The following is an 18,372-nucleotide window of genomic DNA, read 5'->3' as shown; positions in this document are numbered from 1 at the left end:
TAAATTAGATGGTTTTATAGCCATCTAATTTTTTTCTTTTAACCATAGTCATTTAGTTATATATATAACTAAATATTAGTATTTTACCTATTATACTTTTAATACTATACTATAGATAAGAAGCAAACACTTAATTGCTTAATACAAAAGATAAATGAAATTTGATAGGAGAAATTATGAAACATTATATAAATAAAACTAAACTTTTCCCAATTGGTGCTATTGGTACATCTCTTGGATTTATGACACTTGCCAATGTTTGGGCAATTCATGGAGTTAAATTTTTAAAAATACCAGCAATTATATTTGCAGTTATTGCAATGACATTTATGATAGGAAAAATAATAATTCACCCAAAACATGCCTATGAAGAACTTAAAAACCCAATTGCTGGAGGATTTTATCCAACAATAGATATGGCTGCATTTGCTTTAGCAGGATACTTACTTCCTTATCTTCCAACTTTCGCAAAAGCAATTTGGCTTGTTGGAATAGTTGTTCACCTTAGTCTGTTTACTTTCTTCTTTGGTCTAAGACTTAAGAACTTCAAACCAAGAGATATGTTACCATCATGGAACGTTGTTTTAGTTGGAGTATGTGTTGCAAGTGTTGGTAGTAGAGGAATGGGCTTCCCTGAAATAGCTAACTTCTTAACTTATTTCGGAATAGTTTTATACTTACCATTCTACCCAATTATGTTATTTAGAGTTTATATTCATAACCATAAAATATCTATCCCAGCAGCTTCTACAATAGGAATTATGGCTGCACCATCAAGCCTTGTACTTGCATCATACCTTACAACAACAACTGTTCATAATGAATTTGTTCTTTGGTATTTAATTGCAACTTCAATTTTTAATGTACTTCTTGTTTATATCGAACTTCCAAAATTCATAAAACAAGGATTTAAAGCCGGATATGCAGCTTTTACTTTCCCACTTGCTATAAGTATGCTTGCTATGTGGAAAACTAGTGTATTATTTGGGAAATATAGCGTAGCATATGGAACTTTCTTTAAAACAATTTCAAATATTGAACTTGCTATTGGTTCACTTGTAATCTTATATGTTGTTATAAACTTTATAATTTTACTTATAAAAACAATATTAGAAATTGAAAGAGCAAGAGATATTAATTCTTATAAACTTTCAAAATAAATTATCAAAGGAAACATCAATTATGGTGTTTTCTTTTTTTATTCTATAATCTATTAACTACAATTAGCCTTTCATACTATCAAAAGTAATTATTATTATTAAATAATCTTTTTTCATTTTAAAGTTGACTTTTCCTATCGGGTATGTGATAATAAATTCATAACAAATTAATTCCATTTCCCTTTATAAAAAAAGTGCTTTAAACTTTTAAAATTCAAAGAGTATACACTTTGATGTATTACGCAAGGTTAGTATTTATAAACAATTCAAAAGAGTTTTAGGAGAATTAAAAGTATGAATGATAATAACAATGTAAATCAAGCAGTGCTTGATAAAATCACAAAAGTTTGCTTATGCAAAGCAATCTCAAGAAAAGCAATTAAAGATGCCATTGCAAATGGTGCTGATACTTACGAAAAGGTGCAAAATGCAACTGGAGCAGGTAAAGGTTCATGTAATGGATACAAATGTAAAGGCAAAATTGAAGAATTAATCGCTGATTATTCTGCTAATTAGTCTTTCGATATATTACAAAATTGATTCCTTTAAATTGATTTTGTATCTCCCTATTAGTAAAAAAAAGAGGTGTATCTTTTCGGTAGATACACCTCTTTTTATTTTATTTAAACTTCAAATCTATATATATTATCAGTTTCTCTCCACATCAAACAATGCTTTGGTGTTCCTGATTCTGTATAACCAATATTATAAGTTTCTTTTATATTATCACTATTATTTTTAATCATCTTATACCCCTTTAAAATATATTTAACTCTCTCACTTCCAACATAATTTATTTCTGGAGGCATATCTCCCCAAGCAAAAACTATATAATCCGCTTCCATCATTGCATAAAATATTAAATCATCATTTTTTATAAGACTTCCATTATCATCATAAAAACCATCATTTCCTATAAAGTGCTTTTCTCCACTTTCATCAAGAATTGTATATAAATATTCCTCGTTATACTCGCTTACTGGAAATAAAAATACAAACTCCACCTTAGATATTCCATAAAATTCCTCATGAATCTTTGTTTTTATATATTTTAAAGCCTTGCTTATAATATGACTTGAACCATCTTCATTATAAATTCTTGGTGACCTTGTAATAATGAGAGCTGATTTATCCCCCTCAAAATTTAAAGGAACTGATAATTTAAACAATCTATGATTTTCTATATCTTCAATCTTTTCTATATTTTTTTTATCAACAAATCTAGGATAACTATATTTTTTCAATTGTACTCCCTCATTTTTTATCTTACTTTACTAAAATACATATTTGTTAATTTCAAAATGTATTCTTGTTTTTTAATATATTCTATAAGTGAGTTTCCATATTTGTGTCATTAAAATATTTTTTATAGATAATATCTACGCTTTACTATAAAAATAAATAGTACTTTTCCCCTTGCTATAATGCTATTTAACAGCAATTTACTGAATTACATATAAAAAAATAAGCTGTATATTTTATACAACTTATTTTTTGAAATTTATTTATTTTTTATTTCCTTCTATTTCAGCTACAAGTTCATTTAAAACTTCCCATCTTGCATATTTATCTTCAAGATTTTTTTCTAATTTTGTTTTTTCTTGTGTAAGCTCCTGAAGTTTTGAATATTCACTCGCACTATTTGCCATAGTTTCATCAAGTTTTTCAATCTTAGTTTCAATAATTGCTATATCACCTTCTATATTATCAAACTCTTTTTGGTCTTTGTATGATAATTTAGCTTGCTTACTATATTTATTTTCTTTTACTTCAATTTTCTTTTCTTCAACTTTTACTACCACCGGCTCTTTAGCATTCATATCTTCTACTTCTTTAACTATTAAATAATCACTATAGTTTCCTACATATTGTCTAATATTTGCTGCGCCTTCATATGCAAATATTTTTCTACATACTCTATCAAGGAAATATCTATCGTGAGATACTGTTATTACTATTCCTGCAAAAGTATCAAGATATGACTCAAGTATTTGAAGTGTACTTATATCAAGGTCATTTGTTGGCTCATCAAGTAAAAGTATATTAGGTCCAGCCATTAATACTCTTAAAAGTTGAAGTCTTCTTCTTTCTCCACCTGATAATTTTTCTATTAGTGTATATTGCATATTACCATCAAATAAGAACTTTTCACACATTTCTCCTGCTGTTATTTTACTTCCATCAGCAGTTCCTATGTACTCTGCAACTTCTTTTATATAATCAATTGCTCTCATATTTGGATCCATACCATCTGTATCTTGTGAGAAACATCCAACTTTAACAGTTTCACCTTTGATAATTTCTCCACTACATGGCTGAATATCTTCATTAATCATTTTAATTAATGTTGATTTACCCATACCATTTTCTCCAACTATACCAATTCTATCTTGCTTAATTGTTATATAGTTAAAGTCTTTTATTAAAGTTCTATCCCCAAATGCTTTTGAAACATTATGGAATTCTAATATTTTCTTACCAAGTCTTGTCCCTATAACAGAGATTTCAACATCTTCATATTCTTTGAAGCTTTCGATACTTGTTAATGCCTCAAATCTTTGAAGTCTAGCACTTTGCTTTGTTGTTCTAGCTTTAGCACCTCTCATAACCCATTTAAGTTCAGTTCTTATAAGGTTTTGTCTTTTTGATTCTTCAGCTTTTTCTCTATCTACTCTTTCTATTTTCTTTTCTAGGAATATAGAATAGTTACCATCATAACTAAACATTCTTCCTCTATCTACTTCTAAAATTCTATTTGTAACTCTATCAAGGAAATATCTATCATGAGTTATCATAAGAAGTGCATTTTTTCTACTATTAAGATATTCTTCAAGCCAAGAAATTGTATTATTATCAAGATGGTTAGTAGGCTCATCTAAAATTAATAATTCACAAGGAGTTATAAGCGCTGAAGCAAGAGCTATTCTCTTTCTTTGTCCTCCTGAAAGTGTTGAAACTTTAGCTGAAAAGTCATGAACTCCAAGCTTTGTTAAAACCATCTTAGCTTCACTTTCAATTCCCCAAAGATTTAAATCATCAACTTTTCCTTGTACCTCCATAAGTCTTTGAATAACTTTTTCATCATCACTATGTTTCTCAAGTTCATCTAAAACAACTTGATAATCTCTTAAAACTTTCATTTCTGGTGAGTTACCTTTAAAAACTTGCTCTATTACAGTCAAATTTTCATCATACTCTGGACTTTGTGATAAATACTCGATCCTAACTCTATTTCCTTTTATTATGCTACCTGAATCTGCTTCTGAAACTCCTGCAACAAGTTTAAGGAATGTTGATTTACCAGCACCATTTACTCCAATGATACCAATTTTATCTCCATCATTTATTCCTATTGATATATTATCTATTAAAGTTTTTTCTGAAAAACTTTTACTTACGTTTTCTAATGTTATTAAATTCATATTTTCATCATCCTTTTCTAAAACCATTTTCTTTTAAATAATACCATATATATATCTATTCTAACACATAAGGATTTTATTGATTAATTATGTAAACTGCGTAAAGTTTTATTATGTACAAGTATTATCAAAAGGAGTATAGTATTGAGTATTCGTTTAATAAGGAGATTTTTTATTATGACATGGTTATTTTATGCAATTCTTGCAGCTATAACAGCAGCTCTTTCAACTATTTTCACTAAAATAGGAGTATCTAATTTAAGTCCCTCACTAGCAGGAACAATAAAAGCAATTATTATGGCATTATTCTTTATAGGCGTTTCTAGTTTTAGAGGTGATTTTTCCTCTGCTGGAGATTTACTAACACACAAAAAAGATTTAATATATCTTGGATTAACAGGGGTTTGTGGTGCTTTATCTTGGCTATGCATGAATATAGCTTTAAAACATGGGAAAGTAACACAAGTTGCACCTATAGATAAATTATCAGTAGTTTTAACTGTGCTTGTAGCTGTAGTATTCTTAAAGGAAACTTTATCAATCAAAGCTATGGTTGGCGTTATAATGATTGGTGTAGGCTCTATCTTAGTAGCTTTATTCTAAATGAAAATAGACAAGCCCTTTTATCAAAGGTCTTGTCTATTTTTTAATTATTTATATATTTTTCAAATACATCTGTGTAGTCTTTTTTAGTAAATGTTTCTTTATTAACATTCATCCAATTAAAAGCATACTCATTTATATTTTTAATATCCATTGCAATATTCTGTGTATTACTCATTATTTTACCCATTGAGTTTAAAGCCATATTAAGACTTTCCTTGCTTAACTCAAGATGAACTCTATTTTCTCTTTGAACCATTTGAATTGCAATTAGTGCTTTATATAAATCTTTAAGCTGTTCAAGTTGTTTCTTATCAACATCTATTGATAAGTATTTTTCCCCGATAGTAAATTTAATCTCAACATCTAAATCTATTGTTCCAGCTGTTTCAAGACTTACATTTGTTATTGGATTCAAGAAATACTCATATCTTAAAAGATCTCTTTTTTTACTAATTGCTGTTGCTCCATCAACATGTATTAATGCTCTATCTGTGAAGCAATATTCATCTGATTTAGACTTAATAAGGAAAAATATTTTTTCATTATCCTCACTAAATATATAATCGTCTGAATCAACTTTATGAAAATCTTCTGGGCTAATTATTTTCCCTATATCTGATAAACCAAGTGTATCTGATGCAAATTTTCCAAACATTTAAATCTCCCCTTTAATTTAAATTTATACCATAATTCAATTTATATCTTACATATTTATATTAACCTATTCTAACTATTTATTATATATTATTGTTGTATTTATTACTGTTTCACCATCAGAAATATTTTTATATTCATGATTTCTATCAGCATTAAACTTAACTGAATCAAATTCATCTAATATAAACTCTTCATCTTCTACTTTAATTAAAACTCTCCCTTTCATAACAGTAGCAATTTCTACACTTCCCTTATTATGTTTTTCTGTTAATATAGTTTTATTTTCTGATAAATATATTCTAAAAAATTCTGTTGGACTTTTACTATCTTCTCTAAACATAAAATCTATTCTAAACGATTTATCTTCAGCCTCTATACACTTTCCTTCAGATGCTTTCGATAACATTATCCTTTCATTCACATTAAATAATTCTGTGAATTGTACTGATAAAGCATTACATATTTTCCAAATTATATTTATAGATGGATTTGCATCACCATGTTCTATTTTTGTTAAAGTAAGTCTACTAACACCTGTTTTTTTTGCTAATTCTTCTAAACTTAAATTTTGTTCTAATCTTATTTTCCTTATAATTTTCCCTATCTCAGCAATAAAATTTTGAGATGATAAATCTTCTAACATCATCTTTTACCTCTCCTTATTTCTAATAATAATTTTCTAAAACCCTTATAAATATAATATATCTTTTTTTTACTAAATTCAATTTAATGTTAATTAAAATATACTTTATAACCATTTATGCATATTATACTTTACATCTATATTAAAAAAGTATATTATTATATACATAAAATAAAACTATAAAATCAGGGGGTATTTATATGTATGCAATATTAATCGGACTAATTTCATCTATATTTTTCTCTGCAACATTTGTTGTAACTAAAATAATGGGAGTTGGTGGAACTAATTGGGCTTGGACTTCATCACTAAGATTCTTACTTGCTCTACCATTCTTATTTTTAATAGTGCTTTTTAGAAAAGAATTTAAATCTACGCTTAAATCAATAAAAGAAAATTTTTGGACTTGGCTGATTTGGGGAAACCTTGCTGGGATTGGATTTTATTCATTACTAAGTTTCTCAACAGAGTTTGCTCCATCTTGGCTTGTAGCGGGAAGTTGGCAAACTACTATAATTGCAGGGCTTTTACTTTCACCACTCTTTACTACGATCATAAAAACTAAAAATGGTACAAAAATGGTTAAAGGTAAAATTCCAGTTAAAAGATTAATAATTTCACTATCTATACTTTTTGGAGTTCTTTTAATGCAATACGCAGAGTCAAGTTCAATGACTTTAATAGAACTATTTAATGGATTTGTTCCTGTTGTTTTTGCAGCTTTTATGTATCCTTTAGGAAATAGAAAGCTTATGGAGAAACTAGGTAAAGATATAAATAGTTTTCAAAGGTCATTTGGTGTAGCTTTTGTAAGTATTCCACTAGCCTTAATTTTTGCTATTATTGGCTATAACAATTCTGGTGGGTTATCTAAAGAAAGTGTTATGCAAGCCTTGATACTAGCTATATTCTCTGGCGTAATTGCTACTGTATTATTCTTTTTTGCAACTAGTAAAGCTCAAAATAATCTTTCACTTCTTGCTGGAGTTGAAGCAACACAAGCCGGTGTTGTAATTTTCACTATCATAGGTTCTATGATTTTTATAGGTACAAGCTTACCTACTGGACTATCACTTGTTGGAATTATAATTGTAATAGCTGGTATGATTTTAAACTCCTTTGTAAAATAATAAAAGAGCCGCATTTGCGACTCTTTTTTATAGGTTTATAAGCAGTTTATTTATTTCTTCACTCACTCTAAGTCTTTCAGATTTTATCCAATCTATATCAAGTTCTAATTTAAAATTCTTTGAGAATGAATAATACATATTTACTTTTTGATAATACATTTCAAGTTCTGTTAAGCTTTCACTTAAACATTCTGGTTTTAATAATTCTTTATATTTTAAAATAAATACTTCATCCACAAAATTAAGAAATGTATTCATTAAATCATCTTGTGTAACATCAAATGCAACCTTTAAAAGTTTCCACTCATCTTTATCTGATAATTTATATTTTTCTACCCTATCAAGAATTAATAAATACTCTGAAATATCCATTTTTCTATAATACTCAAGCTTTGTATCTTTTTCTTTCCAAAGTGCAAGCTTTTCTCTAAGTCTTAGCCCTTCAATTGTTAAAATTGCTTCTGATGGTCCAAGCACTGCTGATTTTATTGCTTCATCAGTTTCTTCAATTCTATTTCTAATAAATTCACTCCATCCTTGTATTGTAGCAATATATCCTATTTCATATATTCCTTTTCTACCAGCCCTACCACCAATTTGTTTAACTTCCTGTGATTTAAGCTCTCTAACTTCCTCACCATCAAACTTTTTAGTATTTAAAAATATAACTCTTCTAATCGGTAGATTAACTCCCATTCCAATCGCATCTGTTGTTATGATTATTTGATTTTCCTTATTTATAAACTGGTCATACTGTTTTTTTCTAACCTCTGGAGGTAAATCACCATAAATTATACTTGCCTTTATTCCCATTTTTGAATAAGTCTGTGCTGTTTCAAGAACTTTCTTTTTAGAGAATAAAACTATTGCATCACCCTCAATTGCATCATTTAAATTAAACGGATTTGTTTCAATTATAAGTGGTGTATTTCTAACATACTCTTTAATTTCATACGCTGCTTTACAATCTTCAAGTATTTTTACAAGCAACTTTTTACTATTTAATGCTCCACATATATGAATCTCATTTGCTGGAATCCCAAGAACTGCCCTTGTCCAAGCATCCCCTCTTTGCATATCATTAATCATCTGAATTTCATCAATAACTGCTATATCATAAACACTTCTAAGATTTGCTTTTTCAATAGTTGAACTAGTATGAGTTGCTCCATCTTTTATATCTTCTTCCTCACCAGTTGATAAATTACAAATAACTCCCTCACTATTAAGTCTTTCATAAATTTCAAGCGCTAAAATTCTAAGTGGTGATAAATACACACCTTTTCTAGCAGTTTTTAATCTTTGCATAGCATTATAAGTTTTCCCTGTATTAGTATCACCAAGGTGAATAATAAATTTTCTATCCATTCTTCTAGCAATAGTATATTCATCTTTTGGGTTATCAGGAAATGCCATCTCAAATTCTTTAGCAATAACTTTTGGAATATGTTCCTTAACTAAAATAGTTCTAATTCCTGAATTAATAAGATTTTTATAATTTTCAGAAATAATATCATAAAACTTAAAGCTACTACCATTTTTTTTATTATAATCATCTAAAAGGCTTATAGATATATGTTTTAATAAGTCTAAATAATTCTCATATAATTCATTTTGCCCTTTTAAATTGAATTCTTCTATTTCTTTTATAACTTGAAGTTTTTTTCTAACAGAAATATCATGTTCTAAAAGTGCCTTCACACCTGAATTGTATACTATCTCTTCTATTTTTTTATACTGCCCTTGTAACTTTTTAAGTTCCCTTTGTGCTGCATTTCTTTTCATAAAAAAACTCCTTTCTTTCTATTTCTATAATATTATTTTATCACTATTTAAATATATTAAACAAAAAAGTAGATAACATACAAATGCTATCTACTTCTTACATATATTATTTATGATTATTTATAATTGCTGCCGCATCTGATCTTGCTTCTTCAGTATTTAATCTATCAGTATCTGAATACTTAAAGAAATATCCTGCAAATGCAAATCTAGTAGCTCTTGCTATTTTTAACTTATCAGAAATTTCATTTAAAAACTCAACTTCTTGCATATCATAGTTATCATCAACAAGACCACATCTTGTTAACTCAAAGTATACTGTGTTCTTAACTTTTTCTGAACTGTCTTTTAGAACTTCTATAACATCTTCAAGTTCCATAGTCTTAAGACCATCATCATCTAGTCCCATTTCTTCACAAGCTTCTTCTATTAAAGCTTTCTCTTCTAAACAAAGTTTTTTATCTGCTAATGCAAATTCTGATATTAGATTTATAAAAGCTATTGATTCTTTTTTATTTAACGCACTTAAAAACATAGTCTCCTCCTAAAATCCCGTCTTATTTTTATTTATAAATTAATTATACATTATAAATTACTTCACATAATTAAATTTTTATTTCAATTTTCCATCTTTAAATTCTGGAACTATATCAAATATATCTTTTTTACAACAAAACTCTATATCAGCCTCAAGTCCTAATGATTTAAGAACTTCATAATGCGTTGCATTTTCTATGTAAGCTCTAACATCTTTATTATTTTCATAAATATTTTTAGAAATTTTAGCTATATCAGTTAAATCACAGTTTGTCCCTTTAGATATTTCAGATATTATGTATCCACCACAAATAAAATCATCTGTTGATAACTTTCCATTTGTTCCAGCATTAACAATCATAATATCTTTCCCCAGTTCTAAAAGTTTTTTTGCTACTGCTTTCACATTTAAAATACTAGCAACAAAAACTTCATCACCACCACTTGCAATACTTAATGCTTTAGTTCCATTTGTAGTACTTAAAATAACAGTTTTCCCATCAACAAAATCTTTTGTAAATAATAATGGTGAATTTGATAAATCAAATCCTTCAACAATTTTAGCTTGTCTTTCTCCAGCTAAAATCACATTTCCACCAAGACTACTTTTCTTTTCAAAAGCTTCCTCAACAGTTAGTGTTGGGATTATTTCCTTTGCACCACTCGCTAGTGCTGTAACTATAACAGATGTTGCTCTTAAAACATCTATAACTACTACAACTCGTCCTTTTAACTCTGCATTATTAATGTAATCAGCAGATATTACTACATCTATCTTCATTTTAACGCCCCCATTCTTCTTTTGTTTTATATGTATAATTTTATCACAATTAAGCTAAAACTTGAAAAAAGTAGCATTGATAAAATCAACACTACTCTTCCATCTAACAAGGACTACACATAATAGAAAACTTTCTAGTATCTAAAACCTTTAAAGCCTAAAAGCTATAATCTAAGTCTTAAACATCAATGAATAATCACACAAGTCAAAAATAACACTTAAATAGTAACTTATCAAGTAACCAAAATTGATGATTTTATATTTTTTTCCATATTAATCCTACTAAAATTTATTATGTATATCATTCTTTATCACTAATTATAAAAATAAGTCTATTAAACTATCTTTCCCTTAAATCCTCTAAATTTAAGAAAGGTAAATTTATTCCACTTTCCTCATATAAAGTTTTTAAAAACATAAGCTGTTCTAAACTTTCTATCTTAGATTTATCTAAAAGTTTTTTAAACATTTCTGCATCTTTTGAAACTATTTTAAACCTTTCAAATTTACTATAATCAAAATCTGAACTATGCTTATATCTAAAACTACTAGAAAACTTTATCTTTCTTTCCTCATTAAAATCATTTTTAAAATCTGAAACTGAAAGGGTATTCTTAACTTCCTCTAAACTTATACCAATGGTATTCTCAAACTTATCCTTTGGTATTTCAGTTTCTATATTATAAAACCCTTCAGCTCTCAAACTAGGAACAACCTCTCTTCTAAGCCATTTTCTAAACTCAATTCCAATTGGCATATCAGTATATTGCAAAAAACCATATAATCCATCTTCATATAAAATAGTTAACCTTGAAGCATATTTTATAGAGGTTACTACCGCTACGGTGGTATCCTTTTTAAACTTATTAAGGTTATCCCCAGTTAAAACATCATATTCTATACCTATATCAAACTCTTCTGCTTCAATACATTGGTTTAATGTTTTTGATGGCTTTTCATACTCTAAAGCTTCTACAATATGAACACCTATCCAGCATAACTTTCCATTCCACATCAAAGTACATATTTCTCTTCCATTAAAATTTCGAGTAAATATATTACTCATTTCCAAAACCTCCTCTAATTTAAAATTATTTCTCGAATTCTGTTCTAGCCACCACTAACTATTTACTACTTTTTATTCTTTTCACTTCATCTTTAATTAATTCTATTATATGACTTTGCATTGTTTTACCTTCTAAAACCATTTCTACTTTAAATTCTTTGTGTAAATCTTCTGGTATTCTTACTGTTAAGTTAATTAACTTCAAAACAATTACCTCCTAATTTTAATTAACTCAATCATCTTTTTTTTTAAAAATTATTGAGTTCAACCATAGTTTAAGCAAATTTCAGAAAAATATACGTCTTAAAGAAAAGTTTTCCAAATATTTTTTCAAAAAGAAAAAGACCTACTTAAAGTAAGTCTTTCATATATTATTTCTTATAAGTTTTTCCTTGATAAATCCCTCTATCTTCTAAAGTTTTATCTATATCATTTAATACTTCCCACTTTTTAAGACTCCACATTGGTCCTATAAGTAAATCTCTTGGAGCATCACCTGTAAGTCTATGCACAACTAAATCTTCAGGTATTCTTGATATTCCTTCACATATTAAATCTATATATTCTTCTTGTGTTAGGAATTTAAGTTTTCCTTCTTCATAATCTTTAACCATTGCTGTACCTTCCATTAGATGAAGCAAGTGGAACTTAATTCCTCTAACATTCTTACTAACAATATAATCAACAGTTTCAAGCATCATCTCTTTAGTTTCACCAGGAAGTCCAAATATTGAGTGAACAACTGTATCAATCCCTCTACTTTTAAGTCCTTCAATAGCTTTATCAAAAACTTCTAAGTCATATCCTCTATTAAAACTATCAGCAGTTTCTTGATGGATTGTTTGAAGCCCTATTTCAAGCCAAACATATACTTTTTTATTTATCTCTTCAAGTAAATCTAAAACATCTTCATCAATACAATCAGGTCTTGTTCCTATAGCAAGTGCTACAACACCTTCATTCTTTATTGCCTCTTCATACTTTGCACGAAGCTCATCTACTGGTGCATATGTATTTGTGTAAGCTTGAAAATAAGCTATATACTTATCTGCTGTCTTCCACTTTTTCTTCATCATTATTTTAACATCTTCAAATTGCTCATTAAGTGGTTGAATTCTTTCTCCTGCAAAATCTCCTGAACCTCTTGAACTACAAAAAGTACATCCACCTCTTGCAACTTTTCCATCTCTATTAGGGCAAGTAAATCCACCATCTAAACTAATTTTAAAAACCTTTGAACCAAATTTATCTCTTAGGAAATAATTAAAGCTATTATATCTTTTATCTCCCCATTTTTTATCTTCATTTATCATAAAAAAACCTTCCTTCTTTTAATTTATCCATTCCCTCTATCTAAAAGCTTATTTTTTAAGCTTTATTATTCTGTAAACTTTTCTATTATACTATATCTTAATATCATAATTTTTTCAAAAATCCTAATAAGTTCTACATAATAAAAAACTTTCTGAAAGTAATTACATCTTTTATGAATAAACATAATTTTTCATTTGTATATTTAGTATAGCAATACTTTATCAAGGGGGAATTAAAATTGAAAGATGCAAAACAAGTCTTTCAGATAGCAACAATATTTATAGGAACAATAGTAGGTGCAGGGCTTGCCTCTGGAAAGGAAATAACAGAATTTTTCACAACCTACGGAATTAGAAGTGTATTTGGAATTATCTTTACTGGTATTTTTTATATTCTTCTATGTTCAATAATTTCAAAACTTAGTATAGAACATAATTTAAAGTCATATAGTGATGTAATAAATCTTGTAAGTCCTAATATCTTTGGAAAACTAACAGGAATTATCACAACAATTTACTTAATGTGTAGTGCATCAATAATACTTGCAGGTAGTGGTGCTATTTTAAATCAATTTTTTGGAATACCTAAAATAATTGGAACTCTTATAATGGCAACCATAGCAATACTTGTGCTACTTAGAGGAACAGATGGACTTGTAGAAATTAATGCAATAATAGTTCCATCTCTTATTTTTGTTATATCAACACTTACTATACTTTATCTATTTTTCTCTGGTGAAAATTTAAATCCACTAGATATTTTAAGAGCAGAGTCAAATACATCAAGTGGATGGGTTTTATCAACAATTCTCTATGCTGGTTATAATGTTTTATGTTGTACTGGAGTAATTGTACCTATTAGTACAAAGTACGGAAATCAAAAAACTATGATAAAAGGAATTTGCATTGGAGCTGGAATCCTAACATTTCTTTGCATAGCAATAAATATGATGCTACTTGTAAATCAACCACATATCTATGAATATGAAATACCACTTTTATATGTAGCAGATAGATTTGGTAAGCCAATTCAAATAATGCTCATGGGAATAATTCTTGCCGAAATGTTCTCAACAGAAGTTTCAGATGTTTATTCAATAGGACAAACTCTTAAGCAAACTTTCAAAATAGATTTTAAAAAGGCAGTTATAGGAATAGTTCTTTTAGCACTTCCTATATCACTAATTGGATTTTCAAACTTAATAGAAACAATATACCCTATCTTTGGGGGCTTAAGTCTTATTTTTATCTTCCAATGCTTTAGATTTTTCTTTAAAAAACATAAATAAAATTAAGCTAAACTTGTAGTTAAAACATTTTAACTACAAGTTTTTCATTTTCTTTTTTCAGTTTTTTTCTATATAATACTATATATACAAAAGAAAAAGGGGGAGATTCAAATCGAAGATTATAACCCAAAATACAATATTGAACCCAAACTTGATAAAAAAATTTCTTTAACTTATCTTATGGTAATTTTACTTATATTTTTAAATGTATTTTTAAATACATTAGGCTATGTAGGTGCATCTGAGTATTCTCAGCTTACTATTCTAACAAATATGATACATATATTATCAACACTATTTTTAATACTATTAATCCCATTTGGTGGCTTACTAGTTATTATAAATATAAAAATGAATTTAAAATTAAAAGGAAAGTATATATTCCTCATGAGGCTTATTGGTGCAAGGAAAAGAACCCTTACATCTATTCTTGCTTTTCCACTAATTAAACTATTTTTTAAAAATACTATACTAGCTCTAATAATTATTAATATTATCTATTTTTTAATTCGAATAATAAATGTTTTTAATTGTACTAGTTTTCTAAAACTAAACTTTACCCTTATATTTTATTATGCTATACCTTTCTTTATAGTTATTTCACTATTAACACTTAGAGGTCCTTCAAGCATAAAAATTAAAAAGTATATATAATACTAAAAAGCTTGTGCCTATCTCAAAAGATAAGTACAAGCTTTTTATTTTAGTATTTAACTCTTGGTAAATTATTTTCAAAATCAAACATTGATGGTGCTACAAAATATCCTGTTTCTTCATCTCCTCTACTCATTTCAGCAAGTTTATTAACTGCTACATAAGTATTAGAAATTGAATACCAAGTTCCATAATTAACTGCCCCTGTTATAGGTAAATTAAATATTTTTTGATATGTTCTAACCGCTTTTGCAGTTGAGTCACCATATATTCCATCAACAGCAACTTTATTTATAAGTGGATAATTATTTGATATTGAGTTTAAATATATTTGAACTCTCTTAACATATATACCATTGTAGTGAAGTTTCAAAGTATAACCTGGAAATGACATTGGTATCCCTTTAACTTTTGGTGCTTTTGCTATATCTATGTTATACCCATAGAAATGTGTCAAAATTTCATATGGAGTTTTCCCTTGATCACCTAGGTATTTACTTCCCCATTGTGTTAACCATCCATCATGCTTAGAAGTTGTCCCATTGCAATACTGTGCAAGGAATGGTTGTTTTTCATTAAACTTTCTAATGTAACTAGCAAAATATTGGTCTACAACATCACTTACACTATCATATATTGTTCTTCCATGAACATAAGCTTGGTCATATCCAGTATTATTAGTAACATCAAAATCTTTTCCTTTTCCTCTATACCACTCTGTATAAATTCTATTTAAAGTAAAAGAAACTATGCAATAAACATTTGCCATTATAGTAGACTTTGGCCAAGTTGCAAAAATCTCACTTGAAGCAACATTTTTAATATAATCTATATATGCAATAGTATGATTTGGAGCAGCATCATCACTTGGTGAACCATCATGAACAACTATAAGTTGTGGCACTACAACCTCTGGTAAAACTACAGTATTAGATGGTTTTGGTAATAACTTAACTGGCTCTTCTGGTATCTTTTCTTCAAATCCACCAATAAGCCTATTAGGCTTTATATCCAAAACTTCAGTTCTATTATCTCTGGCAGTAGCCATCTTCATATTACAACTTTGAATACCTACTCTATTTGGATAAATCTGAACTCCATTTATTTGAAGTGGTTTAAATCCGTCTTTTTCAATTAAAACATTATAAATACTATAAGGAATTGTCCCTGGTTTTTGAGACGCTGAAATGTCTGGTGTATCAAGTATTACAACTTCACTCTCCCCAGAACTATCTGTGTAAAATTCTTTAACTAAAACATTTTTATCATTAGTTAATGTAATTTTTGAATTAACTAATGGCTTAATAGTATCACCTTCATAACATTGGCATTTTAACTTACCTTGTTTACTCATTTTAAAGTCTCCTTAAAAATTTTTATCTATTTATAATATGCTTATAAAATTTAAGAGTTCTTACTACTGCTACTCAAAATATGGACAAATATACCCATATCGAGATTTTTACTGCTTCCTAGCATCTTGTTTTGCTAAAGCTACTCCAATTTGATATAATGCTCCACAGTCATAAACTCCCGTCTAGCCAACGGTACATATACAAATATCTATTTTACGTTAGATGATTTTGTATTCTTTGCAATCTCTTAGATTATATGATGCTTGTAAATCTCTATCACATACATAGCCACAACTACATTTATACATTCTATCTGATAGTTTTAAATCAGACTTTATATTTCCACAACTGTTACAAATTTTAGATGATGGAAACCACCTACTTACTTGTCTTATTTCAATTCCATTTTGTTTAGCTTTTGAAATAAGTTTAGTTGTTAAATCATATAGTTTTTGTTTTGCTATTGCCTTTGATAGATGTCTATTCTTCATCATTCCACTAATATTTAAATCTTCAATAGTTATAAAAACTGGTTTGATTTTCACAAGTTCTGCAACTATTTTATTATTATAATCATTTCTAATATTAGTTAATCTTTGATGATATCTTTGCACCTTAGCTATTTGTTTTTGGATATTTTGTCTAGTAGCTTCTCCTTTTTCTTTATTTTTTCTAAGTTTTAAACTTTCATATTTTCTTGAAAGAGTTCTTTGTTCTTTTTTTAGTTTTCTTTCTAATCTTTTTACATTTGAAGTCTTATTAATATTTTTAAACTTCATAGTATTACTTGCTATTAAAGTATCTTTAATTCCTAAATCTATTCCAATACCACAAGAGTAAGGCTTATCGTTAATTATTTCTTTAACTTCAATTAATACTGATACAAAGTATCTTCCTGCTTTCTTTGAAACTGTACCACTTCTAACTATTCCACTCGTAGGAATATAGCCAAATTCTTTTAGTCTTACCCACTTTAAAGTAGGAATATTTAGTCTATGTCTGTCTATTTTCCAATCTGTTTTATTACTCTTTGGAAAATAAATACTGACATCTTGATTCTTTTTCTTTTTAAATCTAGGAAATCCACCAAGACCTTTGAAAAATCTTTTAAATGATGTTTCTGCATCACAGATAGCTTTCTTCCTAGCTTTAGAACCACCAGTATTTATCCAAGAAAAACTTTCCAATACTTTAACTTCATTGTTGATATACTTATCAAAGCTATTAGCACTCATAAAGGCATCTTTTTCATCTATTTTTTCTTCTTTAAACTCATTATAGAGTTCAATATTTTTTGCTACATAAGAATTGTAGAGATATCTACAAACTCCTATGCTCTGTTCTATTTTAATCTTTTGTTGATTTGTTGGTTTTATCTCCGTCTTGAACGCTTTTAGCAAGTTCTTTATCCTCCTCTATCTTTTTCTTATACTTTCTCATTCCATATATTCTACACGAGAAAACATGAAGTATTGAAACTATATCCTGAACAAGTTCTTCTTGTGGTGATAACAATTCATTATTAACTACTATTATTTTTACACTAAACTTGCCAAAAAGTTTTTCAAACCATTCATATCCAAATCTAATAACCCTATCTTTGTGCGTAATATAAATAGTGTCTATTTTATTTTCCATACACTCATTAATTAATTTATTCCATTTTTTATGATTATAATTTAAGCCACTTCCTATATCTTCAACAACTTCATCAACTATCACTCCTTTTGCATTAACAAAATTCTGTAAGAATAGTATTTGATTTTTTAAATCATCTTTTTGATTACTTGTTGAAACTCTAGTGTATAGTATTATTTTTCTTGAATTGTTATTCTCACTATCAAAACCTTTATATTCAAGATACTGATTATAAGTATAATATCTTCTATCAGTAGGAGTTCTCTTTGCTATAAGCACCTTATCTCTGTCCCAACGTTGTAATGTTTTAACAGATACGTTTAAAAGTTCTGCAAA

General features: G+C 27.9%; 18 protein-coding genes. 5 read left to right on the top strand and 13 right to left on the bottom strand.

Going from position 1 to position 18,372, the window contains the following annotated elements:
- The first annotated feature begins 176 nt into the window (after positions 1 to 176).
- The gene (locus tag Q0V15_RS06535; RefSeq protein WP_297437203.1) at positions 177 to 1,160 is read left to right on the top strand and encodes a TDT family transporter; all 984 of its coding nucleotides are present in this window, start codon (positions 177 to 179) and stop codon (positions 1,158 to 1,160) included.
- A gap of 294 nt (positions 1,161 to 1,454) precedes the next feature.
- Positions 1,455 to 1,676: a (2Fe-2S)-binding protein gene (locus tag Q0V15_RS06530; protein WP_297437201.1), complete on the top strand. Its 222-nt coding sequence runs from the start codon at positions 1,455 to 1,457 to the stop codon at positions 1,674 to 1,676.
- A 107-nt stretch (positions 1,677 to 1,783) separates the two neighbouring features.
- Here Q0V15_RS06530 and Q0V15_RS06525 read toward each other — a convergent pair whose 3' ends face one another.
- Together Q0V15_RS06525 and Q0V15_RS06520 are read right to left on the bottom strand one after the other, a co-directional pair.
- Complete coding sequence (locus Q0V15_RS06525) at positions 1,784 to 2,404, bottom strand: hypothetical protein (RefSeq protein ID WP_297437199.1); 621 nt, start codon at positions 2,402 to 2,404, stop codon at positions 1,784 to 1,786.
- 261 nt (positions 2,405 to 2,665) lie between these two features.
- Complete coding sequence (locus Q0V15_RS06520) at positions 2,666 to 4,582, bottom strand: ABC-F family ATP-binding cassette domain-containing protein (protein ID WP_297437197.1); 1,917 nt, start codon at positions 4,580 to 4,582, stop codon at positions 2,666 to 2,668.
- 177 nt (positions 4,583 to 4,759) lie between these two features.
- Between Q0V15_RS06520 and Q0V15_RS06515 the strand changes: the two genes are divergently transcribed.
- A complete protein-coding gene (locus Q0V15_RS06515; protein WP_297437195.1) occupies positions 4,760 to 5,185 on the top strand; it encodes an EamA family transporter in 426 nt (141 codons plus the stop codon).
- A 43-nt stretch (positions 5,186 to 5,228) separates the two neighbouring features.
- Here Q0V15_RS06515 and Q0V15_RS06510 read toward each other — a convergent pair whose 3' ends face one another.
- Together Q0V15_RS06510 and Q0V15_RS06505 are read right to left on the bottom strand one after the other, a co-directional pair.
- Positions 5,229 to 5,843: a PH domain-containing protein gene (locus Q0V15_RS06510; protein ID WP_297437193.1), complete on the bottom strand. Its 615-nt coding sequence runs from the start codon at positions 5,841 to 5,843 to the stop codon at positions 5,229 to 5,231.
- 75 nt (positions 5,844 to 5,918) lie between these two features.
- A complete protein-coding gene (locus Q0V15_RS06505; protein ID WP_297437191.1) occupies positions 5,919 to 6,491 on the bottom strand; it encodes a helix-turn-helix domain-containing protein in 573 nt (190 codons plus the stop codon).
- Positions 6,492 to 6,688: 197 nt separating this feature from the next.
- Here Q0V15_RS06505 and Q0V15_RS06500 point away from each other — a divergent pair, with 197 nt between their 5' ends.
- Complete coding sequence (locus tag Q0V15_RS06500; RefSeq protein WP_297437189.1) at positions 6,689 to 7,618, top strand: multidrug resistance efflux transporter family protein; 930 nt, start codon at positions 6,689 to 6,691, stop codon at positions 7,616 to 7,618.
- A gap of 27 nt (positions 7,619 to 7,645) precedes the next feature.
- Here Q0V15_RS06500 and Q0V15_RS06495 read toward each other — a convergent pair whose 3' ends face one another.
- The 6 genes from Q0V15_RS06495 to Q0V15_RS06470 form a co-directional block, all read right to left on the bottom strand.
- Positions 7,646 to 9,403 (bottom strand): helicase-related protein, encoded by a 1,758-nt coding sequence (locus tag Q0V15_RS06495; RefSeq protein WP_297437187.1) that lies wholly within the window; start codon positions 9,401 to 9,403, stop codon positions 7,646 to 7,648.
- A gap of 106 nt (positions 9,404 to 9,509) precedes the next feature.
- Complete coding sequence (locus tag Q0V15_RS06490) at positions 9,510 to 9,938, bottom strand: hypothetical protein (RefSeq protein WP_297437185.1); 429 nt, start codon at positions 9,936 to 9,938, stop codon at positions 9,510 to 9,512.
- Between the two features lie 78 nt (positions 9,939 to 10,016).
- Positions 10,017 to 10,721 carry a 2-phosphosulfolactate phosphatase gene (locus Q0V15_RS06485; protein WP_297437183.1) on the bottom strand — a complete coding sequence of 235 codons (705 nt, stop codon included), beginning with the start codon at positions 10,719 to 10,721 and terminating at the stop codon, positions 10,017 to 10,019.
- 340 nt (positions 10,722 to 11,061) lie between these two features.
- Complete coding sequence (locus tag Q0V15_RS06480; RefSeq protein WP_297437181.1) at positions 11,062 to 11,787, bottom strand: BRO family protein; 726 nt, start codon at positions 11,785 to 11,787, stop codon at positions 11,062 to 11,064.
- A gap of 58 nt (positions 11,788 to 11,845) precedes the next feature.
- A complete protein-coding gene (locus tag Q0V15_RS06475; RefSeq protein ID WP_297437180.1) occupies positions 11,846 to 11,992 on the bottom strand; it encodes a hypothetical protein in 147 nt (48 codons plus the stop codon).
- Between the two features lie 166 nt (positions 11,993 to 12,158).
- On the bottom strand, positions 12,159 to 13,100 hold the full coding sequence (locus tag Q0V15_RS06470; protein ID WP_297437179.1) for a TIGR01212 family radical SAM protein: 942 nt from the start codon (positions 13,098 to 13,100) through the stop codon (positions 12,159 to 12,161).
- Between the two features lie 239 nt (positions 13,101 to 13,339).
- Between Q0V15_RS06470 and Q0V15_RS06465 the strand changes: the two genes are divergently transcribed.
- On the top strand, positions 13,340 to 14,389 hold the full coding sequence (locus tag Q0V15_RS06465) for a transporter (RefSeq protein ID WP_297437177.1): 1,050 nt from the start codon (positions 13,340 to 13,342) through the stop codon (positions 14,387 to 14,389).
- Between the two features lie 703 nt (positions 14,390 to 15,092).
- Here Q0V15_RS06465 and Q0V15_RS06460 read toward each other — a convergent pair.
- The 3 genes from Q0V15_RS06460 to Q0V15_RS06450 form a co-directional block, all read right to left on the bottom strand.
- Positions 15,093 to 16,397, bottom strand: a complete 1,305-nt coding sequence (locus tag Q0V15_RS06460) for a peptidoglycan-binding protein (protein WP_297437175.1) — start codon at positions 16,395 to 16,397, stop codon at positions 15,093 to 15,095.
- A 219-nt stretch (positions 16,398 to 16,616) separates the two neighbouring features.
- Entirely contained in the window at positions 16,617 to 17,798 is a 1,182-nt protein-coding gene (locus Q0V15_RS06455; RefSeq protein WP_297437173.1) for a transposase, read from the bottom strand.
- A partial coding sequence (locus tag Q0V15_RS06450; protein WP_297437171.1) for an IS607 family transposase occupies positions 17,746 to 18,372 on the bottom strand: 627 nt, incomplete at its 5' end. The genes Q0V15_RS06455 and Q0V15_RS06450, both read right to left, overlap by 53 nt.

Source organism: uncultured Clostridium sp., assembly GCF_947036855.1.
Lineage (GTDB): Bacteria > Bacillota > Clostridia > Clostridiales > Clostridiaceae > Sarcina.
The sequence above is the reverse complement of the archived record's forward strand: the minus strand, read 5'-3'. Positions and strand labels throughout refer to the sequence as shown.